Source organism: Pseudomonas sp. 05N431 (assembly GCF_056397005.1).
Genome location: NZ_JBFTMN010000013.1, coordinates 1 through 23,543, shown reverse-complemented (window position 1 = coordinate 23,543; position 23,543 = coordinate 1). Strand labels below are relative to the sequence as shown.

At 55.0% G+C, this 23,543-nt stretch carries 25 protein-coding genes; 13 read left to right on the top strand and 12 right to left on the bottom strand.

Going from position 1 to position 23,543, the window contains the following annotated elements; all coding sequences use genetic code 11:
• Positions 1 to 870, bottom strand: coding sequence for an AraC family transcriptional regulator (locus AC1DIG_RS21095; RefSeq protein ID WP_477768851.1), 870 nt, complete (start codon positions 868 to 870; stop codon positions 1 to 3).
• Between the two features lie 193 nt (positions 871 to 1,063).
• Between AC1DIG_RS21095 and AC1DIG_RS21090 the strand changes: the two genes are divergently transcribed.
• Positions 1,064 to 1,384, top strand: coding sequence for an isochorismate lyase (locus AC1DIG_RS21090; protein WP_477768850.1), 321 nt, complete (start codon positions 1,064 to 1,066; stop codon positions 1,382 to 1,384).
• A 165-nt stretch (positions 1,385 to 1,549) separates the two neighbouring features.
• Here AC1DIG_RS21090 and AC1DIG_RS21085 read toward each other — a convergent pair whose 3' ends face one another.
• Positions 1,550 to 1,819 (bottom strand): hypothetical protein, encoded by a 270-nt coding sequence (locus AC1DIG_RS21085; protein WP_477768849.1) that lies wholly within the window; start codon positions 1,817 to 1,819, stop codon positions 1,550 to 1,552.
• A gap of 439 nt (positions 1,820 to 2,258) precedes the next feature.
• Positions 2,259 to 3,194, bottom strand: coding sequence for a Ppx/GppA phosphatase family protein (locus AC1DIG_RS21080; protein ID WP_477768955.1), 936 nt, complete (start codon positions 3,192 to 3,194; stop codon positions 2,259 to 2,261).
• 254 nt (positions 3,195 to 3,448) lie between these two features.
• Between AC1DIG_RS21080 and AC1DIG_RS21075 the strand changes: the two genes are divergently transcribed.
• The 4 genes from AC1DIG_RS21075 to AC1DIG_RS21060 all read left to right on the top strand — a co-directional run bounded on the left by AC1DIG_RS21075 (position 3,449) and on the right by AC1DIG_RS21060 (position 6,269).
• Positions 3,449 to 4,069 (top strand): LysE family translocator, encoded by a 621-nt coding sequence (locus AC1DIG_RS21075; RefSeq protein ID WP_477768848.1) that lies wholly within the window; start codon positions 3,449 to 3,451, stop codon positions 4,067 to 4,069.
• 134 nt (positions 4,070 to 4,203) lie between these two features.
• On the top strand, positions 4,204 to 4,605 hold the full coding sequence (locus AC1DIG_RS21070; protein WP_477768847.1) for a GFA family protein: 402 nt from the start codon (positions 4,204 to 4,206) through the stop codon (positions 4,603 to 4,605).
• Entirely contained in the window at positions 4,571 to 5,290 is a 720-nt protein-coding gene (locus tag AC1DIG_RS21065) for a hypothetical protein (RefSeq protein WP_477768846.1), read from the top strand. Before AC1DIG_RS21070 ends, AC1DIG_RS21065 begins: the two co-directional genes overlap by 35 nt.
• Before the next feature lie 718 nt (positions 5,291 to 6,008).
• Positions 6,009 to 6,269 (top strand): hypothetical protein, encoded by a 261-nt coding sequence (locus AC1DIG_RS21060; RefSeq protein ID WP_477768845.1) that lies wholly within the window; start codon positions 6,009 to 6,011, stop codon positions 6,267 to 6,269.
• A 324-nt stretch (positions 6,270 to 6,593) separates the two neighbouring features.
• Here AC1DIG_RS21060 and AC1DIG_RS21055 read toward each other — a convergent pair whose 3' ends face one another.
• Entirely contained in the window at positions 6,594 to 7,127 is a 534-nt protein-coding gene (locus tag AC1DIG_RS21055; protein WP_477768844.1) for a hypothetical protein, read from the bottom strand.
• Positions 7,128 to 7,541: 414 nt separating this feature from the next.
• The gene (locus AC1DIG_RS21050; protein WP_477768843.1) at positions 7,542 to 8,156 is read right to left on the bottom strand and encodes an FMN-dependent NADH-azoreductase; all 615 of its coding nucleotides are present in this window, start codon (positions 8,154 to 8,156) and stop codon (positions 7,542 to 7,544) included.
• A 139-nt stretch (positions 8,157 to 8,295) separates the two neighbouring features.
• On the opposite strand from AC1DIG_RS21050, the gene AC1DIG_RS21045 reads away from it, so the two are divergent.
• Positions 8,296 to 9,195 (top strand): LysR family transcriptional regulator, encoded by a 900-nt coding sequence (locus tag AC1DIG_RS21045; protein WP_477768842.1) that lies wholly within the window; start codon positions 8,296 to 8,298, stop codon positions 9,193 to 9,195.
• A gap of 160 nt (positions 9,196 to 9,355) precedes the next feature.
• On the opposite strand, the gene AC1DIG_RS21040 is transcribed toward AC1DIG_RS21045, so the two are convergent.
• Entirely contained in the window at positions 9,356 to 10,312 is a 957-nt protein-coding gene (locus AC1DIG_RS21040; RefSeq protein ID WP_427542767.1) for a GlxA family transcriptional regulator, read from the bottom strand.
• Positions 10,313 to 10,427: 115 nt separating this feature from the next.
• Here AC1DIG_RS21040 and AC1DIG_RS21035 point away from each other — a divergent pair, with 115 nt between their 5' ends.
• Both AC1DIG_RS21035 and AC1DIG_RS21030 read left to right on the top strand, forming a co-directional pair.
• Positions 10,428 to 11,429, top strand: coding sequence for an SLAC1 anion channel family protein (locus AC1DIG_RS21035; RefSeq protein ID WP_477768841.1), 1,002 nt, complete (start codon positions 10,428 to 10,430; stop codon positions 11,427 to 11,429).
• Between the two features lie 63 nt (positions 11,430 to 11,492).
• On the top strand, positions 11,493 to 11,819 hold the full coding sequence (locus AC1DIG_RS21030; protein WP_477768840.1) for a DMT family transporter: 327 nt from the start codon (positions 11,493 to 11,495) through the stop codon (positions 11,817 to 11,819).
• A 66-nt stretch (positions 11,820 to 11,885) separates the two neighbouring features.
• Here the strand turns inward: AC1DIG_RS21030 and AC1DIG_RS21025 are convergent, their stop codons facing one another.
• The 4 genes from AC1DIG_RS21025 to AC1DIG_RS21010 are packed head-to-tail and all read right to left on the bottom strand — an operon-like array spanning position 11,886 to position 16,095.
• A complete protein-coding gene (locus AC1DIG_RS21025; protein ID WP_477768839.1) occupies positions 11,886 to 13,010 on the bottom strand; it encodes an agmatine deiminase family protein in 1,125 nt (374 codons plus the stop codon).
• A gap of 14 nt (positions 13,011 to 13,024) precedes the next feature.
• A complete protein-coding gene (locus AC1DIG_RS21020; protein WP_477768838.1) occupies positions 13,025 to 14,128 on the bottom strand; it encodes an extracellular solute-binding protein in 1,104 nt (367 codons plus the stop codon).
• Position 14,129: 1 nt separating this feature from the next.
• On the bottom strand, positions 14,130 to 15,038 hold the full coding sequence (gene aguB, locus AC1DIG_RS21015) for an N-carbamoylputrescine amidase (protein WP_477768837.1): 909 nt from the start codon (positions 15,036 to 15,038) through the stop codon (positions 14,130 to 14,132).
• A gap of 4 nt (positions 15,039 to 15,042) precedes the next feature.
• A complete protein-coding gene (locus tag AC1DIG_RS21010; protein WP_477768836.1) occupies positions 15,043 to 16,095 on the bottom strand; it encodes an agmatine deiminase family protein in 1,053 nt (350 codons plus the stop codon).
• Between the two features lie 134 nt (positions 16,096 to 16,229).
• On the opposite strand from AC1DIG_RS21010, the gene AC1DIG_RS21005 reads away from it, so the two are divergent.
• From AC1DIG_RS21005 to AC1DIG_RS20990, 4 genes are all read left to right on the top strand, one after another.
• Positions 16,230 to 17,102, top strand: coding sequence for a LysR substrate-binding domain-containing protein (locus AC1DIG_RS21005; RefSeq protein ID WP_477768835.1), 873 nt, complete (start codon positions 16,230 to 16,232; stop codon positions 17,100 to 17,102).
• A gap of 753 nt (positions 17,103 to 17,855) precedes the next feature.
• Positions 17,856 to 18,236, top strand: coding sequence for a Rap1a/Tai family immunity protein (locus tag AC1DIG_RS21000; protein WP_477768834.1), 381 nt, complete (start codon positions 17,856 to 17,858; stop codon positions 18,234 to 18,236).
• 756 nt (positions 18,237 to 18,992) lie between these two features.
• Positions 18,993 to 19,370: a c-type cytochrome gene (locus tag AC1DIG_RS20995; protein WP_477768954.1), complete on the top strand. Its 378-nt coding sequence runs from the start codon at positions 18,993 to 18,995 to the stop codon at positions 19,368 to 19,370.
• A gap of 107 nt (positions 19,371 to 19,477) precedes the next feature.
• Positions 19,478 to 20,125, top strand: a complete 648-nt coding sequence (locus AC1DIG_RS20990) for a VOC family protein (protein ID WP_477768833.1) — start codon at positions 19,478 to 19,480, stop codon at positions 20,123 to 20,125.
• 172 nt (positions 20,126 to 20,297) lie between these two features.
• On the opposite strand, the gene AC1DIG_RS20985 is transcribed toward AC1DIG_RS20990, so the two are convergent.
• On the bottom strand, positions 20,298 to 21,203 hold the full coding sequence (locus tag AC1DIG_RS20985; protein ID WP_477768832.1) for a hypothetical protein: 906 nt from the start codon (positions 21,201 to 21,203) through the stop codon (positions 20,298 to 20,300).
• Between the two features lie 319 nt (positions 21,204 to 21,522).
• Between AC1DIG_RS20985 and AC1DIG_RS20980 the strand changes: the two genes are divergently transcribed.
• Entirely contained in the window at positions 21,523 to 22,500 is a 978-nt protein-coding gene (locus tag AC1DIG_RS20980; protein ID WP_477768831.1) for a hypothetical protein, read from the top strand.
• 204 nt (positions 22,501 to 22,704) lie between these two features.
• Here AC1DIG_RS20980 and AC1DIG_RS20975 read toward each other — a convergent pair whose 3' ends face one another.
• Positions 22,705 to 23,280 carry a hypothetical protein gene (locus AC1DIG_RS20975; protein ID WP_477768830.1) on the bottom strand — a complete coding sequence of 192 codons (576 nt, stop codon included), beginning with the start codon at positions 23,278 to 23,280 and terminating at the stop codon, positions 22,705 to 22,707.
• Positions 23,281 to 23,543: the final 263 nt, after the last annotated feature.

Below are 23,543 nucleotides of genomic sequence, written 5' to 3'. Positions count from 1 at the left end.
CTATTGCAACGGAATATAAATATCCGTCTGCCATTGATCGTGCGGTGTCTCGGGATAGACACTCAGGTAATCGAAGTACAGCGGATGGTCACGAAGCTCCTCACCGCTGGCAGGAAGCCAGTCGCGGTAGATCGGATAGATCGTTTCGCCGATATGATCCGTCGAGCCCACGTGCCGCACCACCACGCAGCGGCCGCCAGGAATGACGAGCTCGCGCACGCCGAACTCATTCGGCGCTACTGCCTCGTGAATCTCGCCGCAGATGGCGAAGCGGAATTCTTCCGGCGGTGTCGTATCGGGGTTGCTGTAGGGAATGCCAAAGGTGCGACTCGATGCCACCGGCGACTGTCCGCTCTGCGTACGCCACTCGATGAACTTGCGCACACTCCCATCGATGAGCCCGGGTGACCCGCAGTGCTCAAGCGCTGCAACCCTGACTTCGGGAAACTCCACGATTCGTACCTGCATGATGATGCTCCTGGAAAAATGAGGGATTGAGAACACCGCACCCCAAACCTGCCAATTCGGTTGCTTCCTGAACGCACTCGGCGTCATACCGAACGCCCGCCTGAACGCCCTGGAAAATGCTTCGGGACTTTCGAAGCCGGCACCGAGTGCGGCCTCCAGCACCGAATGATCCGCAAGGGACGCCAGGCGATGCGCCGCACGTCGTAGCCGCATCAGTTGCACATAACGTGAGACCGGCACGCCGACGAACGCGGTGAATTGTCGATGGAAGTGAAACTCCGAAAAGTTCGCCACACGGCTCAACGCCTTCACCGAAAGGACGCCTTCGAGGTTGGCGTCGATATAGGCGAGTACGACGTTGAAGCGTTTCGCGTAGGCGGCGTTGGTCGGCATGTCGGACACTGGGTAAAGGCTCCGGGAAGTACGGTAGGCATAGGATCGACTATACCGGCGCGGACGCGCCTAGCCGTGTTTGCTCAAGGTGCGCTTGGTATGGTAATCAGACTGTACCCCTGCCTCCCTCTCACGGAAGGTAGGGCGTCGAGACCTCATCCGCAGGCTCACGATCTTTTTCAGCAAACGGAGAGTTACCTGCATGGAAGTCATCAATCAGTTGCAACCCGTAGAATGTGCCGGCATGGAGGACATCCGGCGCGAGATTGATCTCCTTGATCAGGCCGTTATCAAGCTGTTGGGCAAGCGTTTTCACTACGTGCTGGCGGCCTCAAAGTTCAAAACCTCGGCGACCTCGGTGCGTGCGCCGGAGCGATTCAATGCCATGCTGGCGACACGTCGTGAGTGGGCTGAGGCCGAGGGCCTGAGCCCGGATGCAATCGAGAAGATGTACAGCGACTTGGTGAACCACTTCATTGCCGAAGAGATGAAACACTGGGCAGCTCACCCATCCGAAACCTGATCCTGATGTCCGGCCGACTTCGCAGAGCATTCGACTTCCTGACGGATTGCTGTGGTGGCGCAAATTTCAAGATGCAAACTTGGACTTTTGCTGAGGAGGCCGTAATCCTCCCGGTAGACGTCGGGTCGCGCAATCCGTGCGCGACCCGACGGGGTTGATACTTACTTAGATCCGGATGATCTGGGTGACATACGGCTTGCCGTTGATAGGCGCGTAAATTTCCACGACCGCTTGCCAGCTGTTTGGTGAACCAGGCTGCGTTGCTTTCGCCTGATAACGATAGTTGGTACCGTTAACGACCTGGGTCGAAACCAGCTCAGCGGTGTAGTGCACACCCACGAGCCCGGCCAGAGCTACATCGAATACTTCCTGATCCTTTGGAGTCAGTTCGTGATAAGGAGTCCATCCGCCAACGAGATTTTCTTGAGCCGACATACGATATATCTCCATATATAAGTTCCTACTCGTCTGGCTTTTCGGAGTTCGCCCCGTTTATTTAATGGTTTCCGGAATCCATTGTGCTGAGTGGTTTTCCGCGCCGCCCTGTGTGTCGTGAAACTGGGCATCTGGAAAAACACCGGTAGGCGCCGCACGCGTCGAGCAATGYGGGCCGTCAAGTGGCAGGCGGGCTCGAACGTATGGTCATGGAGGGCATGGATAGTGGTCGCCAGCTTCAGATCCTTGTCCCTGACAGAAACGGTCATCAATGAATGACAACTGCCAGACCTCCGAGTCTTGTCTGCGCGGCTTTGCTTATTGGGCATACCGCTGGATGGCTTTAAGCTATCAAACCTAAGTGGAAAGTATGTCCGCGTTTAACCATGCAGGGTGTAAGGCATTGGCTATTCATAGGTGTGTAATCGCTTCGGGGGGATTAGTACTTACACATCAGGCCATGAAGAACGCCGAACCTTAAACCTGGCTCGGACGGAGTCATATGCGGGATACCAAATACCTTGAACGCCGCCAGCATCAGCACCAGGCCGCCGGGCAAGGCGCTCAGGCGATGGGTTGGCAAGCCCGCTAATTTGAGTCGTTTCACATGCCCCACTTCCAGCAGACGCAATGACAGACGCAACAGACCGCCGTAGGTGATACCGCTTTGGCCATAGTCGTTCAATCCGTTGGCCTTGAGCACTTTGGCCAGCATCCTTGCGGTACCTGAAGAGCCGATAGTCTGCTGCCAACCGAGTGCGCGATAACGACGTGCAACTTTCTCAAACTGTAGAGTGGCCACCCGCTCAGCCTCGAGGAGCGCCTGAGCCGTGATACCGCCGCCCTGAAAGTAACGTGCACCAAAGGTGCCGCTGCCGATGGCAATGCTCTCGGTCAACAGGGGGTGAGCACCCTGCCCCAGAATCAATTCAGTGGAGCCACCGCCGATGTCCACGACCAGTCGCATACTCTCTGCACCCGGTATCGTGTGGGCAACACCGGCGTACACCAGTTGGGCCTCTTCATGCCCGGAGATGACATCAATACGAAAACCTAAATGCCGCTCCGCACTGCCCAGAAACAATTGAGCATTATCAGCTTCGCGCACGGCACTGGTTGCCACCGCACGTACACGACCGGCCTCAAAGCCGCGTAACTTTTTGCCAAATCGCGCAAGTGCCTGCCATCCCCGATCCAGCGCCAATTCGTTCAGCGACCCGCCCTGAAATCCCTCCGCCAGGCGGACAGGCTCACGCAGGGTCTTCACTTCCTGGATAACGAACTGCTGGTTCCGTTTGACCGACTGACCAATCATCATGCGAAACGCATTGGAACCCAGGTCAATGGCCGCAAACAGGGAGGCGTCTCCTTTCATACGGGTATTCCTCGCACATTCATCAGCCATCAGGCGGAGCACTGCTGAGCGCTCAAGACGGTTTGCGAGGATTTTGCCATCGGTTCGATGACGCCAAGATGACACCCACTTTCTATTTTCAATGAACAGGCACCAGACCAAGCTGTCTGGCAGAAGACGAAGCGTTCGTAAAAAGACTGGAAGATCGTGTAGTCGCAGAAGCCAACCCGCCATGTGCTAACGTTCGCGCGTCATCACTTTGAAGTCATACGTCGATGTCTATTGCAGATAATCTCCTCGCCTTTACCTTCGCGGCCACTCTGCTAACGCTGACGCCCGGCCTCGATACCGCTCTGGTTTTGAGAACCGCAACGGTGGAAGGCAAGCAACAGGCGTTTCGCGCTGCGCTGGGTATCAATGCTGGCTGCTTACTGTGGGGCGCCGCTGTCGCCTTTGGCCTGGGTGCTCTAATTGCGGTATCGGAGCTGGCGTACAGCCTGTTGAAATACTGCGGCGCCGTTTATCTGGCATGGCTCGGACTGAACATGTTGCTGCGCCCGCGTAGCTCACTGTCGCCCGTCGAAGATGACGGCAAGCCAAATGCAAACTGGTTCCTGAAGGGCATGATGGGGAACGTCCTCAATCCCAAGATCGGCATTTTCTACGTCTCTTTTCTCCCCCAATTTATCCCCCAAGGGCACAGCCTGGTTGCCTGGACATTTGGTTTGGTCAGCATTCACGTGGTGCTGGGTTTGATGTGGTCTTCGACGTTGATTGGCGCGACTCAATCCCTTGCCGGCGTTCTGCGACGTGAGAAAGTGATCAAGTGGATGGATCACACCACAGGCATGGTCTTTGTTCTGTTTGCAGCTGGGCTGGCCTTTAGCAAGCGCTGATGGCGAGGTCGTGATTAGCCTCCAGGCTGATTGCGGCCTTTCTCGATAGGTAGCAATCGGGCCAAGAGCAGTCGGTCGACACCGAAACTGCTCACAGGTTAAATTGCCGTCTTCATTATCAAACGACGTCCAATATGACCGAGATCTTTCAGGGCCGCTGCCTTTGCGGCGCCGTAAAATACGAAATTCGGTCACGACCAAAAGCCCTTTCTCACTGCCATTGCAGCCAATGCCGCAAAAGCCATGGCGCAGCGTTTGCCAGCTATGGCAGCGTGTTGCGTAGCGACCTGCATCTCGTACAAGGCACCAACGGCATCAAGTCGTATCAATCCTCTGAATCAGTACTTCGCCAGTTCTGCGCCGAGTGCGGTTCGTCGCTGTTCTGGTCAAGAAGCCAAGGTGAGTACGCCGAGTGGATCTCGATAGCGATGGGCACTCTGGACTCCACGTTCACTTCCGACAAGCAGAAACATATAGAGGTGGCATCCAAGGCGCCATGGTATGAAATTCAGGATCATTGGCCACAGTCCCAGTGATCCCACATCAGTTTTTTCTGGCTTTCGGTGTAATAGATCCGAGGTCTCTGCTTCATCTGCAACACTCCTTCTGCTTACACAGAATTTAGTTGTGTTGCATCGACCGGTTGAATTCACAGTCCCCTTTTCCCTTTTTCAACTAGGCTTTATGGGTGGCGCTGCAGGTGCCGGCTCGGTAATCAGCTTGGAAAATAATTTCACCATGAATACTTGGCATGATAAAACGTTTGGCAGGACCGGCATATGGATTTGGCTTCCTGGAATAAGCCCTATTGTTCTTTTGGGAGTTTTTATTTTTCTTGCTTCTCCATACTTTTACCTACAGGATCTTATAGGAGGTGGGGTTTTATTAGGCCTGCCTGCTGCTTGGGGAATATTCTACACTTACCAAGTCCGAACAGCACTGCAAGAAATCTCGCTGGATGACGATCGTATTTTAGGGAGGTTGTATTTCGGTAGATACGTAGAGATTAAGGCGCCTGACATTAAGTCAATATCTTATTATCCGATGACGTGGAAAATTCGACAAGTCAACCTATTTGACCGAAACAAGCCCGGTATCAATATTGAGCTTCACAATGGCAGAATGCTGCGAATAAATGCAAAAACCGAAGGGTTCGCCAGTTTGGTAGAAACATTAAAGGTGTTTGCCAAAGCATCCGACCAAATTTATTGTGGCCTATAAAAGTATATTCGTACATCACTGGAACTCCAGTACGTAATACAGATCCGCAGGGTACGTTTCTGGCTGGTCTTGTAGGAACTGAAATCGGTGCAATAGTCGAAGCAACCACAAGCCTGGTCGTACAGGTGGTGCAGAACGGAGGGAGGTACGATTGGTCTTGCGGGGAGGCGTTTCTGAGTCGTGGTCACTAGGTAATTGTTTGGGTTTGCCTGCAATTGGTGCAGTGCTAGCTGGCGAAGGTGAGTCATCAAAGTGATGGGTGTTAAAAATGACCAATGGAAGCGAACACTTATTTATCGGAAGGCTGGCAATCCTACCACTTACCTTTGTTGAGTGGGGCGTTGTGCTTTGGTACCTGAGTTCATTACGGCGATTTCGTGACAATTTTCCGAAAAGACTTATAGGAGGTGCAGTATCTATCGCGACCGTTTTCGTAGTGATATTTGGACAAATGGAAATTTACACAACAATCACTTCCATACCACACCCAGTGGCTGACAACTTTTTCTTTATTGTATTCTCCATCGAACATATTATATCTATCTTTCTTATCTTCTATATTACAATTAAAAACCAAAGCCAGTAGAGAGGCACTCACGAATGTTATGCCACTGAAAATCCAGTAAGCAATACAGATCCGCAGAAACTGCCGGCGCAACATGCACTTTGATAAAACCATTGCTCACAATGGACGACCAAAAATCAGAGAGTCTAAAAAATGAATTCACTTAAAATCATCGCGGGAGTACTGGCCTTAGGCTTTTGGTTTTCTTCATTTTTTGTCTGGAAGTACTTTGATGCTCACGGACTGAGAACACCGGATCCTCAAAGTGGAAAAGTATACCCGCTGGATACACACGGATCGATTGTATATCTAACATACCATGAGCACTGCTTTTTGTACGGTTTGATGCTCGCTGGCGTGGTGCTATTTCTGCTCAGCGTTGTTTTCGATTTTGCTGGAAAAAAGCGAGCATAGTTTGTTCGTCCAGGTTGGCTTCGGTGATCTAAACCAGTGACGCACGAGAAAGCGCGCAGAAGTACTCAACGTGATGGTGCCTATCGATTTTATCTTGGGATCTTGGCAGGTTAGAAAGGCCACCCACTGGTACTTTCTGGTCGCTATCTGCCAGGTATTTATCGACAGCCGTAAGCAGTCGGTGGATAGATTAAGTACCTGGATAAAAACCACACACTATTCCAACCGGGAAAGCTCCGTACCTCAAGGGCTGCATTGGGGAAAATGTCAGATTAAATTCGTTCTGGCGCTTACAAAAGAAACTTCACTACACAAGATAGTATTTTATATATTGCTCGCAGACATCAACTTATCGAACATGGAATTGCGCGTCTTGATTAGTATATTATTTTTATGAGCGTACATATTAATCAGCCTTATTAGCTCCGAATTATTTTCAAGCTGATCCGTAAAGTCCATTTTCCCTGACGGGGTCATTCGGCATTTTGGCTTCACCTTAGGGAATATATTAACCCCTCTTATAGCAGCCTTGCCGTACTGATTGGGTATCGGAAATGCTGTAACAAGCTCTATATTACTCCATTCGAATCTTTGCCAGACCCTGCCAAAAATACGTCGAGAGATAAAATGCTCATTAATCACAATATCTGAGCGTCCGCGCAACACCAATCCCGCGCAGAATATCGTCAAAGGTATTGATATCAGCAAATAAATCACCCCTCCAGTATGAGGTGATCTAGCTATCCATATTCCGCCCACGACAACATGCAAGCCCAACATAAATAAAAGCCAAATAACCACCCATACCTGCCCACGAAATTTAAACTCGCTTTCCCCGTCCATTAATTTATCGCCCACGTAAAACGAGAGTTCACATTTTCACTTATTGGACAGTTCATAGAGTGAGCACTACAAAAATCATTCTCGGCTCCTGAGGAGCAAGCGACTGAACCAGGTGCTGGTGATTTTTATACCAAGCCTTCATAGAGAGCTACTCGTCTGCTCAAGCTATGGACAGCAAACCTCGGCATGCTCAAACCAGTTCAGCACCAGCCAAAGTAACGCTAGTAAATGGCCGTCACCTTGTCAAATGACTGCTTTGGTTGATTGATGAATGAAAAGGGAACAGATTTATTTCTCTGTCACCAGCCTCGACGCATGTCTAGTCCTGAAACAGGTGTAAACCTAGACATTAGACACCGCATAACTGGATGCCCGTTTAACCACGCGAAGTCGATAGAGCAGAATCGTATAGGCTAGGAAAGATGCTGTCTAAACCAGCGACTTTTGAATTTGATGGTCAAATGTATCCAGAAAATCGCGCATGCTGATGCCTCCGAGATCTACAGCTTTAGCGCCGCCAGCCGCAATAAAGGTGATATCGGTGATACCCAGGACGTTCAGGATCAGTTTCAAATATTGGGTCGCAATGTCACGGTCTCTAATCGGGGAATCGCTGGTGTATACACCTCCCGAGGCGAGCAGCACGGTTGCCTTTTTACCGGTCACCAGTCCTTTACCATCAAAGCCCAAGGTCAGGCCTTTACGTACTACGTGATCCACCCACGCCTTGAGCGCCGCAGGGACGTTGTAGTTGTAGACCGGCGTTGAAATAACCAGATGATCGGTTTCCAGCAACTCGGCCGCAAGCTCATCGGATAGCTGCAGCACGGCTTTCATTTCAGGCGAATGTTGGGTTTGCGGGGTGAAGTAAGCCTGTAACCAGGGGGCCGTCACGAACGTAAGCGAAGTGTCCGTTAGATCCCGTATTTTGATGGCGCCCCTTGGGTGTGCAGCTTCCCACGCGGCCACAAATCGGCGAGTGAGCTGCCGGGAGATTGAAGCATCCCCACGTGGGCTGGTTTCAATGCTGAGAAGCCTGGACATGTAAGTAACTCCTGCGCGGTGACGCGGCGGTATGTTTTGCGTTGTCGCTTTAGGCGATGTGCGACACACTCTACCGAATGCGATCTATACGCAGGAGTGATGTAAATATGATTGAGTCCATCTGCTTAAGTGATGGGTCATGATCGGAAGTCTTAGCCTGGATCAGTTGCGAATCCTTGTAACCATTGCTGATACAGGCAGTTTCTCGGCAACGGGACGTCACCTGCGGCGTGCTCAATCTGCCATTAGCCAGTCGATTGCCACACTTGAGTCAGTTCAAGGCGTGACGCTGTTTGATCGGAGCGGCCATCGTCCAACGCTCACTGAGGTCGGTAGAGTGCTGGTGGTTCAAGCCCGCGCAGTGCTGGCAAGCGCTGCCCAGTTTGAAGCCATGGCCTCAAGTACGGCAGCAGGGGTTGAGCCGGAGTTGACTCTCGCCATAGACCCTTTAGTCCCTAGCGCACCGCTCATCGAAAGCCTGCGCGCTATCCGTGAGGCTTTTCCGCATCTGGCAGTGAGTTTTTCTACAGAAGGCTTAGGCGGCGCAGAGCGCCGATTGCGCAACGGCGATGCGGCACTGGCGCTTTGCACATTGATTCCGACAGTGCCCGACGATGTCGTCGCACTGCCGCTACTCAGCGTCGACTTGAGGCCAGTAGTAGCCAGCGGGCATCCCCTGGCTATGTTAGGCCGTCGGGCAACAAGTGCAGACCTCAAGCCTTACGTGCAACTGGTACTTTCCGATCCGGTTTCTCCCGACGGCCCTAGCTATGGGGTGACGGGCAGTCACCAGTGGCGGTTTGTAGATTTGGCACGGCGGCTGGATTTTTTGCTCGCCGGGTTCGGTTGGTGCCGAATGCCAGAGCATCTGATTGCCGATCATCTGGCTTCAGGACGCCTCCTGCCGCTTGAGTTAACCGCCGAACTTCAGCGCACACCAGACACACTTACGATCTACGCAGCGCACATGCAAAATCGCTCTTTAGGGAAAGCAGGCCGATGGCTTCTGAATGATCTGACCCGTCGTCTGTGCATGTGATGATACGAAGACGACTAACGTCAGCGGTTTGGTTATCCCGTTGGCCAAAGGGCTGATGCGGTGCATCGGGCGTTGAAGTGAAACAGGTGTAAACCTATTTCAGGACTAGACACTGTATTGGGTCGATTGCTGCCCTTGGCGATTCAGGGCCCCTACGACCTCACACGGATGAAAACCGCTTTCGATAATCACTCGGAGCAACCCCGAGACGCCGCATGAACGCCCTTCTGAATCCGTCCGTATTGGCATAACCGACTGTATCGGCCAAGCGCTTGAGTGATACGTCCGAGTCTTCGATTAGCCGCCTTGCTGCATCTATGCGGGCAAGTTCGACAAACTCTGCCGGGGTAGAGCCGGCCTCCGCCTTGAAGGTACGAGCGAAGTTGCGCTCGCTCATGCCGGCCCGGGCGGCCAGAGTGGGTACACTCAAGTCTGCCTTCAAATGTTCCACCACATAGTCCTGCACGTCTCTGATCACGCTGCGTTCGGCCGTTTGCGCTGCCAATTGGGCGCTGAACTGCGATTGCCCGCCAGGTCGCTTGAAGAACATCACCATTTCGCGAGCGACACTGAGCGCCAGTTCCCTGCCGTGATCCTCTTCGACCAGCGCCAAAGCCAGGTCCATACCCGCCGTGACCCCTGCCGAGGTGTAGATATTTCCGTCCTTGATAAAGATGCTATCGGGCTCGACGTGAGTTTGCGGATGTTCCCTGGCGAGTTTTGCGCTGGAATTCCAGTGAGTGGTGACACGGCGCCCATCGAGCAGGCCAGCGGCGGCGAGCAAGAAAGCGCCGCTACAGACCGAACCGATACGGCGCACGGATTTCGCCTGCCTGCGCAGCCAATCTTGCAGCGCGGGGTCAAGGGCAATTTCGTCGATGTGTGGACTGCCGGCCACAAGCAACGTGTCAATCTTGCCTTTGTAGGTTTCGAAGGTTTCGTCGATACCGAGTTTCAAACCGCTTGAGCCTTTGATCATCCCCTTGTCAGTACCGATGACTTCGACCCGGTAGGCGCGCGGATTGCCGAGCTGCCTGGCCGCTTCGGCAAAGACGTCTGCCGGGCCGATGACGTCCAGCAGTTGCACGCGGGGGAATGCCAGAAGGGTTATGCGCATGATGTCTGTCCTCGTCGAATCATTGGCTGAATACGTCGCTTCAAGAGCATTTCAGCCAAAGGTCGTTTGGCTGAAAATATCTCCAACGGCAAATTCAGTCAAACGGGAGACTGCCATGAACACTGCATACACCCCCTCCATCGCAGTTGAGCAATCGATACCAAGCGGCACGACGTCCATCAAAAACCTGCCCATCAATCTGTTCGGTTCAGTCATGGGCTTGGCCGGCCTGGGACTGGCATGGCGCTTGAGCGGTCAGTATTACGGCATCGGCGGCGTGTTGGGTGAAGCGATTGGCGCGCTGGCCGGCCTGGTATTCGTGTTGCTGACCCTGAGTTACTTGACCAAATGGGTGAAACACCCTGAAGCGGTAAGGGCCGAGTTCAACCATCCAATCGCCAGCAACTTTTTTGGCACCGTCACCATCGCACTGTTGCTGCTTTCGGCAGTCGCGGCGCCACACAGCCAGTTGCTTGGACTGGCTCTCTGGATACTGGGCAGCGTATTGACCGTGTTGCTTGCTGGCCTCGTGGTTTCCCGTCTGTTGTCGGGCAATCAGGATTCATTGAATGCCGTACCTGCCTGGCTGATACCAGGTGTCGCCACCCTCGATGTAGCGGTAACCGGTGCGCACATGCCCATGGCTTGGGCCGCGGAATTCAACCTTTTTGCCCTCGCCGTGGGTGCGGTGCTGGCGCTGGTTTTCTTCACCCGGATCTTTTCGCGGCTGGTGCATCAGGCAGCTATGGCCAAAGGTATGGTGCCTTCGCTGATGGTCCTGATTGCACCGTTTGAAGTAGGTTTCCTGGCATACACCAATGTGTTCGGCGAGATCGACCGGTTTGCCAGTGTGTTGTTCTACTTCGGCCTGTTCCTGTTCGTGGTGTTGAGCTTCAAAGTGTTCCGTCGCGATGTGCCCTTTGCGCCTTCGTGGTGGGCAATCAGCTTTCCCATCGCGGCCTTGAGCAATGCGGCGCTGAAATATGCACATGTTCAGGACAACACCCTGCTGATGCTCATTGCTGCTGTGATTCTGCTGTTCCTTACTGTGGCACTGAGCGTGCTGATGGTGAAAACCCTGATTAGCCTGTTCAGCGGCAAACTGTTGGCCAACTGACCGTTTACCTCCCTTTGGCGAGCCTTCATCGGCTCGCTTTTTTTCCCATACAGGTTTCATCGAATGACTTACAACACTTCGTGGTTACTGCTGATCGTTGCCGGTCTTCTGGAGATCGCCTTTGCGGTGGGGTTGAAATCTGCAAACGGTCTTGAACGGCCCTGGCTACTGGCCGGCACCGTCGTCGTATTGGCCGGCAGTTTGTGTTTGTTGACGATGGCGTTGCGTGTCCTGCCCGTAGGAACCGCCTATGCGATCTGGACCGGCATCGGCGCTGCCGGCACAGCCATCGTCGGCATGTATTGGTTAGGTGACGGGGTTTCCTTCTGGCGGCTCGTCTGGATCGGCTTGATCCTGCTGAGTGTCGCGGGGCTACGCTGGGCAGCCTGAACAGGGCAGACACCTTAAGAAAGAAAGCAGACAACTTAGACGGGGTCTGCTTAGAAATATCAGCAACTATCCATAAGGCTGGTGACTGGTCACACAGTGAATACCCCCACCACCGGCGGCGATGGCGTCGATATTGAGCTGCACCACCTTTCGGTCCGGGTAGAGCGTGGACAACAGGTCAAAGGCTTTGGTATCTGCCGCCTTGTCACCGAACTCGGGTGCAATGACCGCACCGTTGATCACGAAGTAGTTGATATAGCCTGGCGCGAAGTCCGGATTGTTTTTGCTGAACCGACTCTTTCGCGGATTGAGCGGAGGCGACACGGTGTGCACTTGCAGTTTGCGGCCATCGGCATCGGTGGCCTTCCTGAGAATGTCCAGATGGGCAAGCGTCACTGCGTGGTCATAGGACTCAGGGTCGTTGTCGAGGTTGGCGATCACCACTCCCGGCTTGACGAAGCGGGCGTAGAAATCGACATGGGCGTCGGTGATGTCCTTGCCTTTGATTCCCGGCAGCCAGATGATTTTGCGCAAGCCCAGTCTGGCTTTCAGCTCTTCCTCTACGTCGGCCTTGCTCCAGCCGGGATTGCGGTTGGTATTGATCCAGCTACTTTCGGTCATGATCCCCGTGCCGTGGCCATCCACTTCGATGGCGCCGCCCTCGCCCACCAGCCGGCTGCGGATGTAGCTGGCGTCAGCGGTTCGGGCGACCGAAGCGGCCAGCTGCGCATCCTCAGCATGCTGCTGTTTGTTGCCCCAGCCGTTGAAGTTGAAATCCACCGCACCGAGCCCACCTTCGCCGTCGATGACGAAGTTGGCCGCGATATCGCGCATCCAGATATCGTCCAGCTCCGTGACAACAAAGGTGATGTTGCTCGTACCACACTTTTCTTCAGCCAGATCGCGCTCGCTCTCACGGCAGAACACGGTCACCGGCTCATGGTTGGCGATGGTGCGGGCGATCCGCCCCAAGGCATCTTGCACGTCAGGCGTGAAGTCCTCGTGGATGGCCTCCTGTGCACCAAAGGCGATAAAGGCCCGCCGATGTTTGTCACCCTCGTCCGGCATATGCCAACTGCCCTTGATGGCTGCTTGCACCTGGGCAGCATTCAGGCCCAGCCCCAAGGACGCGGCTGCGCCCAGACCGGCAACCACCGATACCTGCTTGATGAACTCTCGACGTGTCGACATGCGTATCTCTCTGTTCATTTAACGGAGGCTGTCTTGAACTTGGTCCACGCCCGCATGCGTGCACGCATATCCGCCTGGGGAATATCCTTGCCCGGGATCAGTCGTTGGTAAGTGGCGTCATCGAGGTAGATATCCGGGTTGTTACGCATCATCGCATCGACGCTCGGCCGTGCCTTGGCATTGGAGGTGGGGTAACCGGTGAAGTTGCTGATGGCGGCCATGTTCTCCGGGCGCATGACGAAGTTGATGAACGCATAGGCGTACTCTGGATGTTTTGCGTCGACGGGGATCGCCATGGTGTCCATCCATATCGTGGTTCCTTCACGCGGGATGTGATACTGGAACGTGGTTTTCTTGCCGGCGGCATCTGCAGCCCGTTGCGCCTGGGTCATATCGCCGCTGTAACCGAGCGACAGGCACAAGTTGCCGTTCACCAGATCGGTCACCGGTTGCGACTGGAACTTGCGGATGTACGGCCGCAGTTTCAGTAAGAGTTCACTGGCCGCTGCCAAGTCCTCCGGCTTGGCGCTGCGCGGCTCACGGCCGAGGTAATTGAGTGCGACCGCCAGCACTTCGTCCGGCGAATCGATCAGGGAGATGCCGCAGTCCGCGAACCTGGCAGCCAGCTCCGGCTTGAACAGCATGTCGAGGCTATTCACCGGCGCATCCGGCATGCGCTTTTTGATTTGCTCGGCGTTGTAGGTCAGGCCGATGGTGCCCCAGGTGTAGGGTACGGTGGCCTTGCTCGAGTAGAGATAATGCGTCCGTAGTTTCTGCAAACCCGGCTCGATGTCATCCAGGGCGGTGAGCTTTGACTTGTCCAGCGGCTGCAGGGTGCCGGCGCGCATCAGACGTTCGCCAACGGTGTCGCCCGGAAAGATCAGGTCATAACCACTGCCGCCGGCCATCAGCTTGGCTTCCAGCGTCTCACTGCCATCCATCACGTCGTAGATCACCTTGATCCCGGTTTCGGCGGTGAATTTGGACAGGGTGTCCTCGGCGAAGTAATCGGCCCAGTTGTACAACTTCAGGGTCTTTTCCTCCGCCTGCACCGACGACAAGGCGCCGCTGAGCGCCAATCCCAAGGAGCAGAGCAACAGCTTTTTGGTCACGTTCATGTCAAACCCCTTGAGTGTTCCAGCGAGCATTGATGTGACGACCATCCAGACTTAACAGCGCCCCGTACATGTCGGGACGGCGGTCGCGGTAGATGCCCCAGGTCAGGCGCTCTTCGCGCATGGCCGACAAGTCCAGGCTGTGTACCAACACGCCAGTGCTGTCGCGGTCCGCTTCGGCGAGGAGCTTGCCCTTGTGGTTGCAGATAAAGGACGAGCCGTAGAAGTTCATCTGCAGAATCGGATCGGTGGTCGCCACTTCTCGGCCGATGCGGTTGGCGGCCACCACCGGCAGCAGGTTGGCGGCGGCATGGCCGCGCATGGTCATCTGCCAGTGGTCACGTGAATCCAGTGCTGCGCAGCCGGGCTCAGAACCAATGGCGGTGGGAAACAGCAAGACTTCGGCGCCCATCAACGCCAGGCAGCGAGCGGTCTCGGGAAACCACTGATCCCAACAGATTCCCACACCGATGCGCCCGAACGCAGTGTCCCAGACACGGAAACCGGTATCGCCGGGGCTGAAGTATTCCTTCTCCTGATAACCGATGGCGTTGGGTATGTGCGTCTTGCGATACACCCCCAGCAACTGCCCATCGGCATCGGCCACGCTCAACGAGTTGAAGTAGGCATTGCCGGCCTTCTCGAACCAGCTCAGCGGCAGCACCACACCCAACTCCTTGGCCAGCGCGGCAAAGCGTTTTAGCACGGCGCTGTGCTGATATTCCTCAGCCAGCGCCAGGTGTTTGTGATGTTGCTCGATGCAGAAATACGGTGTGGCAAACAGCTCCTGCAACAGGATGACCTGGGCGCCCTTCGCGGCCGCATCACGCACCAATTGCTCGGCCTGATCGAGGTTGTGTTTCAGATCCCAGGTGCAGGGCATTTGGGTGGTAGCAACAGTCAAAATGGTCATGGCATTAACCCTCCACTGGCCAGGCTGGCTGTTGCTGGGTGATGCAATGCACACCGCCGCCGCCATGCGCCAGATGATTGATCCGCACCGGCACCACCTCGCGCCCGGGGAACGCCTGAGCCAACACTTCGGCAGCCGCGTTGTCGGCATCGATGCCATAGGCCGGCATGATGATGGCGTTGTTGGCGATGTAGAAGTTGGTGTAGGAGGCACAAAACACTTCGGCCTCGGTGTCCACGGTATCGGTGGCTTCATACAGTTCGATCAGCTCAAACGGTCGACCGTGGACATCGGTTGCCAGCTCCAACGCGCGACGGTTTTCTCGTACCACCTCGGCATACACCGAGTGCTTGTCGTGAGTGGCATCCACCAACAACACGCCAGGCCGGGCGAAAGCGCACACGCCATCGACATGGCCGTCGGTCATGTCGCCGGTCACGTAGTCTGGATCGCCCGGCAGCCAGACGGTCTTCTTCACGCCGAGCAGACGCGTGAAGATCTCCTCCATCTCGGCCTTGCTCATGCCGGGATTACGATTGGGGTTGAGCAATACCGACTCAGTGGTGATCAGCGTGCCCTCGCCGTCCACATGAATGGCCCCGCCTTCGTTACTCAACGGAGTACCGAAGCACTGCACGCCGAGATGATTGAGTGCGCGGCGAGCCAGGCTTTCGTCCAGGTCATGGGCCGACTTCCCTCCCCACGCGTTGAAGCGCCAGCTCACACCGGCCAGACCCTGTTGCGGGTGGCAGACGAAGCTCGGGCCGGAGTCCCGGCACCAGCTGTCGTTCACTGCCAGCTCTATCAGTTCGATGTTTGGCCCACACAACGCTTTGGCACTCGCGACAGCAGAAGGGTCGACGACCATCTTCACCGGTTCAAAACGGGCAATGGCGTTGGCCACGCGAGCGAAATCCTCTTGCACCCGCGCCAACGTGACACCCCAACCCGACTCCCACAGCGCCTGGTTATGCGGCCAAACCATCCACGTCGCTGCATGCCTGACCCACTCCGCCGGCATCCACCAACCACTGTTTTGAATTTCATTCTGCTGCATGACAAGCACCTTTAAGTTAAGTCATTGTGTTCAATGAAAACTGCCTATGCGGTCTTGGCATGCATGCTACGGCTGCAAAAACGGGCAAACAAACGATGGATTTTGTAGATAAATGATTAGAGGAACTTATCAGCATGCTCAAACACTGGCCGCCGCTCGGCACCCTTCGCGGCTTTGAAGCCGCTGCCCGGCTGGGCAGTTTCCACAAGGCCGCCGAAGAGCTGCACCTCACCCAATCGGCGATCAGCCAGCAGATTCGCAGCCTCGAGGCGTACCTTGAACAACCCTTGTTCTTTCGCAGTGGACGCAGCGTCAGCCTGACCGATGCCGGCCACGACTTGCTCAGCACCACCCAGGCGCTGCTGCAGCAACTGGCCGTCGGAATTCGGCGCCTTGGGCAGTACCAAAAACCCAACCAACTGGTACTCAACACCACCCCGGCGTTCGCCCGTCACTGGCTACTGCCACGCCTGGAAGATTTCCGCCGCCAGCACCCGGAAGTTGATCTGTGGATCTTCAGTACCGACGAAGTCCCAGACATGACGACCCAGACCATCGACCTCGCGGTGCGAGACGACATCAGCTCCCAGGCCGAATGCAGCTTCAAGGTGCTGCACGCCGACCGCCTTTACCCGGCGTGCCACCCAAGCCTGTTGGCAGTGCCCAGCGCACAGCGCACCACCCTCCATGGCGAACGGGAAATGGACTGGAGTCACTGGGCAGTGGAGGCCGGCATCGATGTTGGCCAGAAGGATCAAGGCCTGAACTTCTCCGACCCCGGCCTGCTACTGGACGCCGCGTGCGCAGGGCTCGGCATCGCCTTGGTCAGCCAGTTATTGAGTCAGCCAGCGCGCGCCAATGGGCTGTTGCAACCGTTGGTTGAGGAGACGATTCGCGGCCCTAACTGGGCCTTGTTGACTCATCGTGATAGTGAGAATAATCCGATGGCGCGGAGTTTTAGTGGGTGGTTGCTGAGCGAGCTGGCAGTGGGGAGACAGGGGATGTAAGGGGTTTGGGTCAGGGCTTGAGGGTGCCCCGCCTCCTTGGTTTAGTGCACTTTGATTTGCGGATGCATGGGAGGCTGCTTTGGGGTGTGGATTTTCGTCTGTTGTGACGGGCAAGAATAGGCCAAATGCAGTCGGTCGGGTTTGCTTACAAACCTAAGTCCGACTCAATCACCGGTTGCGTCAAATGAGCAATACTCGCTGGACCACTTAATGGCTCTTAGCTACCATCGCCTGTGGCAGCCTAGTCAAATCGGCCTATGCTTAAGCCTAGGGCTCAGGAGCTCGATCAATGCAGGGACAAGATTACATTAAGGTAGCTTTCGCTCTTACTGGATTGCTTGGAGCCGCGAGGTCCTATACCCAATATCGATCAGCCAGAAAAAAAGGCGAGTCACGATCTGAAATAATACTGAGGCGGTCGGGAGGTGCAGACAAACTGCTCAAAAAATCAAAAATTGAGAAGCGGTTGGCCTATGCGCTGATGTTCGGTCCACTTGTCACTTTTATCATTTCATCGCGACCCTTCGTGCATAACCTGTCATTGGTAATCTTGTTCGAAATAATTACGTTACCTATAGCCTTAGTGCTTCTATGGGATTCAAGAGTCGGTCGAAAAATCGTCGAGGCTGAAAGAAAAAACTCTGTTTGATACCGATCCAGGTGTAATTTCCAGTATGAATTTACACCGCTTTGTAGACACCTATGAACGTCTGCACCGCCATGAATGCTTTTACCCCGAAAAAAGGATCTAGAATGCATTTGCAGAAACAGGGACTCACCCGGATGGTTGGGAGCAGATTTACTCGCGCCACGATGTTTTCTTTGTTTCTTTCGGCTCTGTTTTTATCCTCCAACGCGATGGCTTCGCCAGCAAGCGATCAAGCTGTTTGGTTCGCCAATTTCTTGAAGATAAACAATGGACGAGCATTTTGCTTGCCCCCAACAATGACGGTCCAGGAAGCGGCAAACTTACTTGTACAATACAGCCACGCGCACCCGGAACTACAAGACCAGATCAATGATCCGAGCGCAACAATGGCATTTAAACAGGCTTACCCTTGCGGAGCATCGCATCCCACACCGCAAACGCTCACTGTGTCGCCTGCCGGAAACCAAGTGAACATTAGTCAATGAAATTTCTAGATCGAGTAGCCGACCCTCATGAAAATATTGAATTCTACGTTCATGGTCGAGGTCTTTTGCTCAGTATCGCTTTTCTTTTCGTGCCATTTTATTTTATCTTTTACCCAAGTAATTGAATAATAATTTTCCACTGGCCATGGCTGTCGGCAGGCTGGGCTTTTGCGGTTTTGTTTTCCATTTTGCGCAATGTCAAGTGGTCGCCTATTTATGCAGGACCAATCCTTATAGTCGACACCGACGGAATATCTGGCCGTGGAGGAGTCCTTAATTCAAGCTGGAGAGTTTCTTGGGATCAAATAGAAAAATTTGAGTGGGACCGGTACGGACTCTTTCTTTATAAGAAAAACATGAACGTTTGGGAAGTCCCAATTCGCCAGGGCGGAATTGGAGGACCACTGCTCGTGCGGGCGTTAAATACACGGCTTAGCGCCTATGCTTCAAACAAAGGCGGCCCACAAGAGGAGGCGGCAAAGGGTTGAACGTGAGCATTCACGCATCGTAGCAATGAAAATGGGACAGACTTGTTTCTCTGTCACCTGCCTTGTTGCAATGAAAAATAAACCCATCCCCTTTTCACTGAGGCTGCTTTGGAGGGGTGGATTTCGGTCAGTTGTGACGGGCAAGAATCGGCCAGGAGCTACCGAGCCCAGAACTACTTGCCTATGGCAAAGCAGTTTCGGATAAACTAAAGCTAGCTCAGTAGAGACGCGCTCTAGCATTCACGGACGAGACAAAACCCACATGTTAATGAAAGTATCATTCATCGCTTCGCTAGTAATTTTATCGCTGATTCAAACACCACTATCCTTCGCGGACAATATCAATGGGGAAAATCTCTATTTACAGAGATGCGTCATGTGTCACGGAGTAGATATCAAAGCAACAGGACCATTGGCTAATAAAAGCAATCCTCCTACACCTGACCTTACAACATCCGCTTTCAAAAAACGACTAAACGATTATCCAGGCGTTATTGTGTCATCGATAATACTTCGTCCAAATGGAGACTTGATTCCAAAAACGTTGCAAGAGAATGGTGTAAAGATTCCGCCACACGCTTGGAGCGTTAAGGATTTTCGCGATTTGAATCAATACATGAGTGGTGTGATTTCAAAAACTCGATGATTTTGAGAAAAAGGGGACGGCGCGCTCAACCAGTCAACGTAACGTCATGGTGAATCTGTTGTTACTATTTCCACCTCGTTAATAAAAGGTATCCGGAGGTTCGGCGCATGCAAACCACCCTTGACCACCTCGCCATCGTCGCCCCCGACCTCGACACCGGCTGTGCCTTCGTCACCAACGCACTCGGCGTGGAGCTTCAACCGGGCGGGGTGCATCCGCGCATGGGCACTCATAATCGGTTGCTGCGCCTTGGCCCGGAGACGTATCTGGAAGTGATTGCCGTGGACCCGTCCGCCAATCGCCCGGACCGGCCACGCTGGTTCGGCATGGACCAATTGGCCGCTGATACGCCGCAATGCCTGGCAACCTGGGTCGCACGCACCGACGACATCCACGCAATGAACGAAGCCTGCCGCGCCATTATCGGGGAGCCCGAACCCATGACCCGAGGTACGTTGTCCTGGCAGATCACCATTCCTGCCGATGGCCACCTGCCGCTGAATGGATCAGCGCCGACATTGATTCAATGGGAACAAGCGCAACATCCCGCCAGCGCGATGCTGGATCAGGGGTGTTCGCTGGTGGCGCTGGATGTGTTTGATCCTGACCCTGAGAAAGTCCAGGCGCTGCTCAGCGCAATCAACTTTTCCGGGCCGGTTCGTCTTCATGGGTTGGGAGCAAATTCAAAGCCCTATTTGGTGGCGCACATTCAAACCCCCACTGGTTTGAAAACATTGCCGATTGCTCATGGTTAGGACCAAAAGATCGCAAGCTTCGCCAGCCCCTACGTTGAAACGCATCGCCCACAAAGTGACCAAGCCAGGATCAGTTTTTGTCTAGTCCTGAAACAGGTGTAAACCTTATTCAGGACGGGACATTTAAAGGAAAAATGGGTGTCCCCTTTTCGAAGAGACACCGACGCCAGCGTCAGCGCTCTGCTGGCCGCAGATAGGGCTCGATAAAGCCGCAGCCAAGGATCTCGTTCAGGCGTTGCGCATCGTTCATTCGGCGAAACAGTCCAATCGTCTTCCACGGCGCGTGACCATCGACATTGGGCGCTCCCAATCCGGCCAGCAGGTCGGCGATCAGTATTGATCGGGTCTCGAAAGAGATGCGTGTCAGCCCAGTGCTATTGCCGACGCCGGCATGGGCATGAGCCCCGGAAAAGGCGATCAGGCTCCCCGGAGCGATATCGACGGCAATCCCCTCCTGCGGGTCGATCGCTTCCAGCAGATGCGGAATGGCTTCGTCGGCATCCACAGCATTGCGGCCGTCTCGATGGGATCGCTGCAAAATGTCGCGCATATCGAAATCTGCGCTCGAATTACCCAGCGGTCGCTGCCAGAGGCCTGGATACAAGGCGACGGTACGCCCTGCCGCGATGGGATAGATGGGCGCCCACCAGTTGGTTTGTGCATAGATATTCGACCCCCAGGTATCGCGGTGAAACGCGATGGTGGCCGTCGTGCGGGCACGCGGCGTCGACTGCCCTGGCTCGCGATGCGGCTGAAAACGCAAATGCAGGCGATCGCACGCCAAAGTCTCGGGGGCGATGCCAAGGCTTTGCACGACGTCCTGCCAGCGCTGCTGGACCTCAGCCGAGCCTGCGAAGTCGTTCTGAATTTTCGCAAAACGCTCAGTCTGCTCAGGGTGGCTCAAATGGCGATGGATCTGTTGCGGCGACCAGGGATGCAGCGCGTCTTCGAGGAACGCACGCGTATATTCCACCAGCGCCGTCATGGGCTGCAGGTCAGTGAAGCGAATGATCTCGCCCGCATAGATCCGGTCATGCAATTGGCGAGCGGTGCTCGGTATGGCAAGCGAGCTGTACATGACTGGAAGTCCCCTGAAGGTGCGCCCCTGACTTTAGATCCACGCCGATTGTGGCGAAAGTGGCAGGTGGGGCGAAAAAGCGCGGATCAGGCCCTGGGGACGTGAGCAATAGGCGACCTTCAAGCCATGAATGGGGCGCTTATGGCAGTTCCTGGCAGGCAGTTAACCGCCAGGAGCGGTCCGTCGAAGCCTGGTTCGAAATTGCTGACGATCACTAGGCTGAGAACTCTTCCAGCCAAGCGATTTCCGCGCGTGGTCGCGTGTCACCGATCGGCACGGAATGTCACAATTGCGCCACCTTCAATCCCGAGCGCTCTCCATGTTTCGCCCAGCCCTGCAGATCGTCGCCGTGCTTCTGTCCTGGATGACCGCCACCACGGCGCTGGCCGCCCCTCAGTACTTCCACAAGACCTTCGCGGGCCGCATCGGCGATCGCTATGCGTTTACGATGAATCTCAAGAATGTCGACGGCAGGCTGACGGGAAGCTATCGCCATGCCGGCAAGCGCAATGATATCTACCTGAGCGGCGAGATCGACCCATCAGGGACCTTTACGATGAACGAGTTCGGGAGTGCGGGCCAACGCACCGGCACCTTCACCGGCAAGGTGGCCAGCGACACGCTCGACGGCAACTGGGCATCGGCCCGTGGCGACCGGCGCTTGCCCGTTGACGCGCATCAGATCTCGGAAATCATCATTGGCTCGAAGCGCGAGATTCTCACGCAGGCGATCGGCACTTATGCGCTCGATAGCGTCAGCGGCGTTGGCTGCCCCAGCGGCGTGTGGGAGTCGTGGCGAGACAAAGGCCGATGGAAATCGAACTTCTCGGTCGTCGAGGATGGGCACGGCGAGGTCTCAGACGTGAGCCTGACACGCGGGGACCTGCACCGGCTCAACAGCATGACGGTCACTTTGGACACCTCGCTCGCCACGCGCCTGAGCGTCGATGGCAAGGTGCTGCTGTCGATCCCGTACCGCGACGCTGGCATGCAGTACGAGATCAGCCAGCCCCACAACGCTGGCATAGAGTACGAGATCAGCCAGCCCCTCAACAGTGTAATGGAGGATCACCTGAAGACGCTGTCGCCCGCCACCACCGTCTATAACGAGCATCTCTACCTGCTCGCCCGCGACGCGATCGATTTCGCGCCGGCGATGTCGGGCAATTATCTGTCCAACGACGTGGGCGTCGTGACGGTCAGCTACGCCGTCGTCGGCAAGACCTTCGACGTCCACCTGCGGGACGACAACGGCTGCAGCGGTACCGTGTTCTCCTTCCGGCGCAAGGGCCGATGAAGGCGATGCATCATGCGCCTCTAGGTAAGGCCCCGAGTGCAGCGGCGGCGCCAGTGCTCGCCTGAATGGCCGCTCTCAAAAATGTTTTTACACAGCCTCGGTCAATTGCGGGCATTTGTGGAAGGCAGCAATCGGAAGCTGTCCTTCGTCACGCAGCTTTCGATCACCGCCCAACTCAGTTCGTGACGGTGATCGTCGCAATCGTTATTCCTTCTCCACCTTCGCAACATCTCTCAGCGGATAGATCACTTCATGGGTATCCAGATTTCGAATCTCGGACTCGATAGTAATGGTCGAGACTTCACGCCCCGGAGGTCCACTGATGTCGTCGCGAGTGGAGAAATCCACGACATAGCGCTGGCCTGTGCGGAACTCCACATCGCGAGCACCGAAGCCGCACTTGGCGCCACCGGTACCCAAGGCATTCATCGATGCCCAGCACCAGCTCAGCGAGTGCTTGCCCGGTGTCAAGCGCAGTGCCTGCTTGCCGGAAACGTCGAGGATCGAGTGCCGCCCGGCACCCTCTAGCAGTTGGTCGTCCACATGCGTGGCCAGCAACAGTCGATGGAATTGCACTCCCAACCCACGAAAGCGGGTGGTGGCGAAATACACCACCGGTGCATCGGCCTCGTTATTGGACAGGTCATATGGCGTCATCAAGTCCGGCGCCCAATCGCCTTGGTAATCCTTGTAGTGGTAGTTGGAACAAGCAGTTGTGAGACCGGCAATCAGCAGAACGGCCGGGAGTTTGAGATACGACAGAAATGACGACGAGCGCATTATTCTTCCTTGTTTAACGAGTTGGCTAGGATACCGCATCGCAAGCCAGCAAGTACTTGAGCGGATTAGTAATGAAGAGGGGACAGATTTATTTTTCATCGCGTCGAGGCTGATAGCGCCATCACCCTGTTTACCCGCCTCACCAACCGCCAGTGGACGAACCACAGCGGCAACGCCAAAGCCCCTCCCAGCGAACCAAGTTCGTTGGGCAGCAACGAAACAATCTGCGCGGTACACCACCCCAGTCCTGAGAACAGGCCAAA

Excerpts from the sequence above, each read along its gene's own strand:
- AC1DIG_RS21090 (WP_477768850.1), top strand. The coding sequence starts at position 1,064 with ATGGAAGTCATCAATCAGTTGCAACCCGTAGAATGTGCCGGCATGGAG.
- AC1DIG_RS21085 (WP_477768849.1), bottom strand. The coding sequence starts at position 1,819 with ATGTCGGCTCAAGAAAATCTCGTTGGCGGATGGACTCCTTATCACGAA.
- AC1DIG_RS21080 (WP_477768955.1), bottom strand. The coding sequence starts at position 3,194 with ATGAAAGGAGACGCCTCCCTGTTTGCGGCCATTGACCTGGGTTCCAAT.
- AC1DIG_RS21075 (WP_477768848.1), top strand. The coding sequence starts at position 3,449 with ATGTCTATTGCAGATAATCTCCTCGCCTTTACCTTCGCGGCCACTCTG.
- AC1DIG_RS21070 (WP_477768847.1), top strand. The coding sequence starts at position 4,204 with ATGACCGAGATCTTTCAGGGCCGCTGCCTTTGCGGCGCCGTAAAATAC.
- AC1DIG_RS21065 (WP_477768846.1), top strand. The coding sequence starts at position 4,571 with ATGAAATTCAGGATCATTGGCCACAGTCCCAGTGATCCCACATCAGTT.
- AC1DIG_RS21060 (WP_477768845.1), top strand. The coding sequence starts at position 6,009 with ATGAATTCACTTAAAATCATCGCGGGAGTACTGGCCTTAGGCTTTTGG.
- AC1DIG_RS21050 (WP_477768843.1), bottom strand. The coding sequence starts at position 8,156 with ATGTCCAGGCTTCTCAGCATTGAAACCAGCCCACGTGGGGATGCTTCA.
- AC1DIG_RS21045 (WP_477768842.1), top strand. The coding sequence starts at position 8,296 with ATGATCGGAAGTCTTAGCCTGGATCAGTTGCGAATCCTTGTAACCATT.
- AC1DIG_RS21040 (WP_427542767.1), bottom strand. The coding sequence starts at position 10,312 with ATGCGCATAACCCTTCTGGCATTCCCCCGCGTGCAACTGCTGGACGTC.
- AC1DIG_RS21035 (WP_477768841.1), top strand. The coding sequence starts at position 10,428 with ATGAACACTGCATACACCCCCTCCATCGCAGTTGAGCAATCGATACCA.
- AC1DIG_RS21030 (WP_477768840.1), top strand. The coding sequence starts at position 11,493 with ATGACTTACAACACTTCGTGGTTACTGCTGATCGTTGCCGGTCTTCTG.
- AC1DIG_RS21025 (WP_477768839.1), bottom strand. The coding sequence starts at position 13,010 with ATGTCGACACGTCGAGAGTTCATCAAGCAGGTATCGGTGGTTGCCGGT.
- AC1DIG_RS21020 (WP_477768838.1), bottom strand. The coding sequence starts at position 14,128 with ATGAACGTGACCAAAAAGCTGTTGCTCTGCTCCTTGGGATTGGCGCTC.
- aguB (WP_477768837.1), bottom strand. The coding sequence starts at position 15,038 with ATGACCATTTTGACTGTTGCTACCACCCAAATGCCCTGCACCTGGGAT.
- AC1DIG_RS21010 (WP_477768836.1), bottom strand. The coding sequence starts at position 16,095 with ATGCAGCAGAATGAAATTCAAAACAGTGGTTGGTGGATGCCGGCGGAG.
- AC1DIG_RS21005 (WP_477768835.1), top strand. The coding sequence starts at position 16,230 with ATGCTCAAACACTGGCCGCCGCTCGGCACCCTTCGCGGCTTTGAAGCC.
- AC1DIG_RS21000 (WP_477768834.1), top strand. The coding sequence starts at position 17,856 with ATGCATTTGCAGAAACAGGGACTCACCCGGATGGTTGGGAGCAGATTT.
- AC1DIG_RS20995 (WP_477768954.1), top strand. The coding sequence starts at position 18,993 with ATGAAAGTATCATTCATCGCTTCGCTAGTAATTTTATCGCTGATTCAA.
- AC1DIG_RS20990 (WP_477768833.1), top strand. The coding sequence starts at position 19,478 with ATGCAAACCACCCTTGACCACCTCGCCATCGTCGCCCCCGACCTCGAC.
- AC1DIG_RS20985 (WP_477768832.1), bottom strand. The coding sequence starts at position 21,203 with ATGTACAGCTCGCTTGCCATACCGAGCACCGCTCGCCAATTGCATGAC.
- AC1DIG_RS20980 (WP_477768831.1), top strand. The coding sequence starts at position 21,523 with ATGTTTCGCCCAGCCCTGCAGATCGTCGCCGTGCTTCTGTCCTGGATG.
- AC1DIG_RS20975 (WP_477768830.1), bottom strand. The coding sequence starts at position 23,280 with ATGCGCTCGTCGTCATTTCTGTCGTATCTCAAACTCCCGGCCGTTCTG.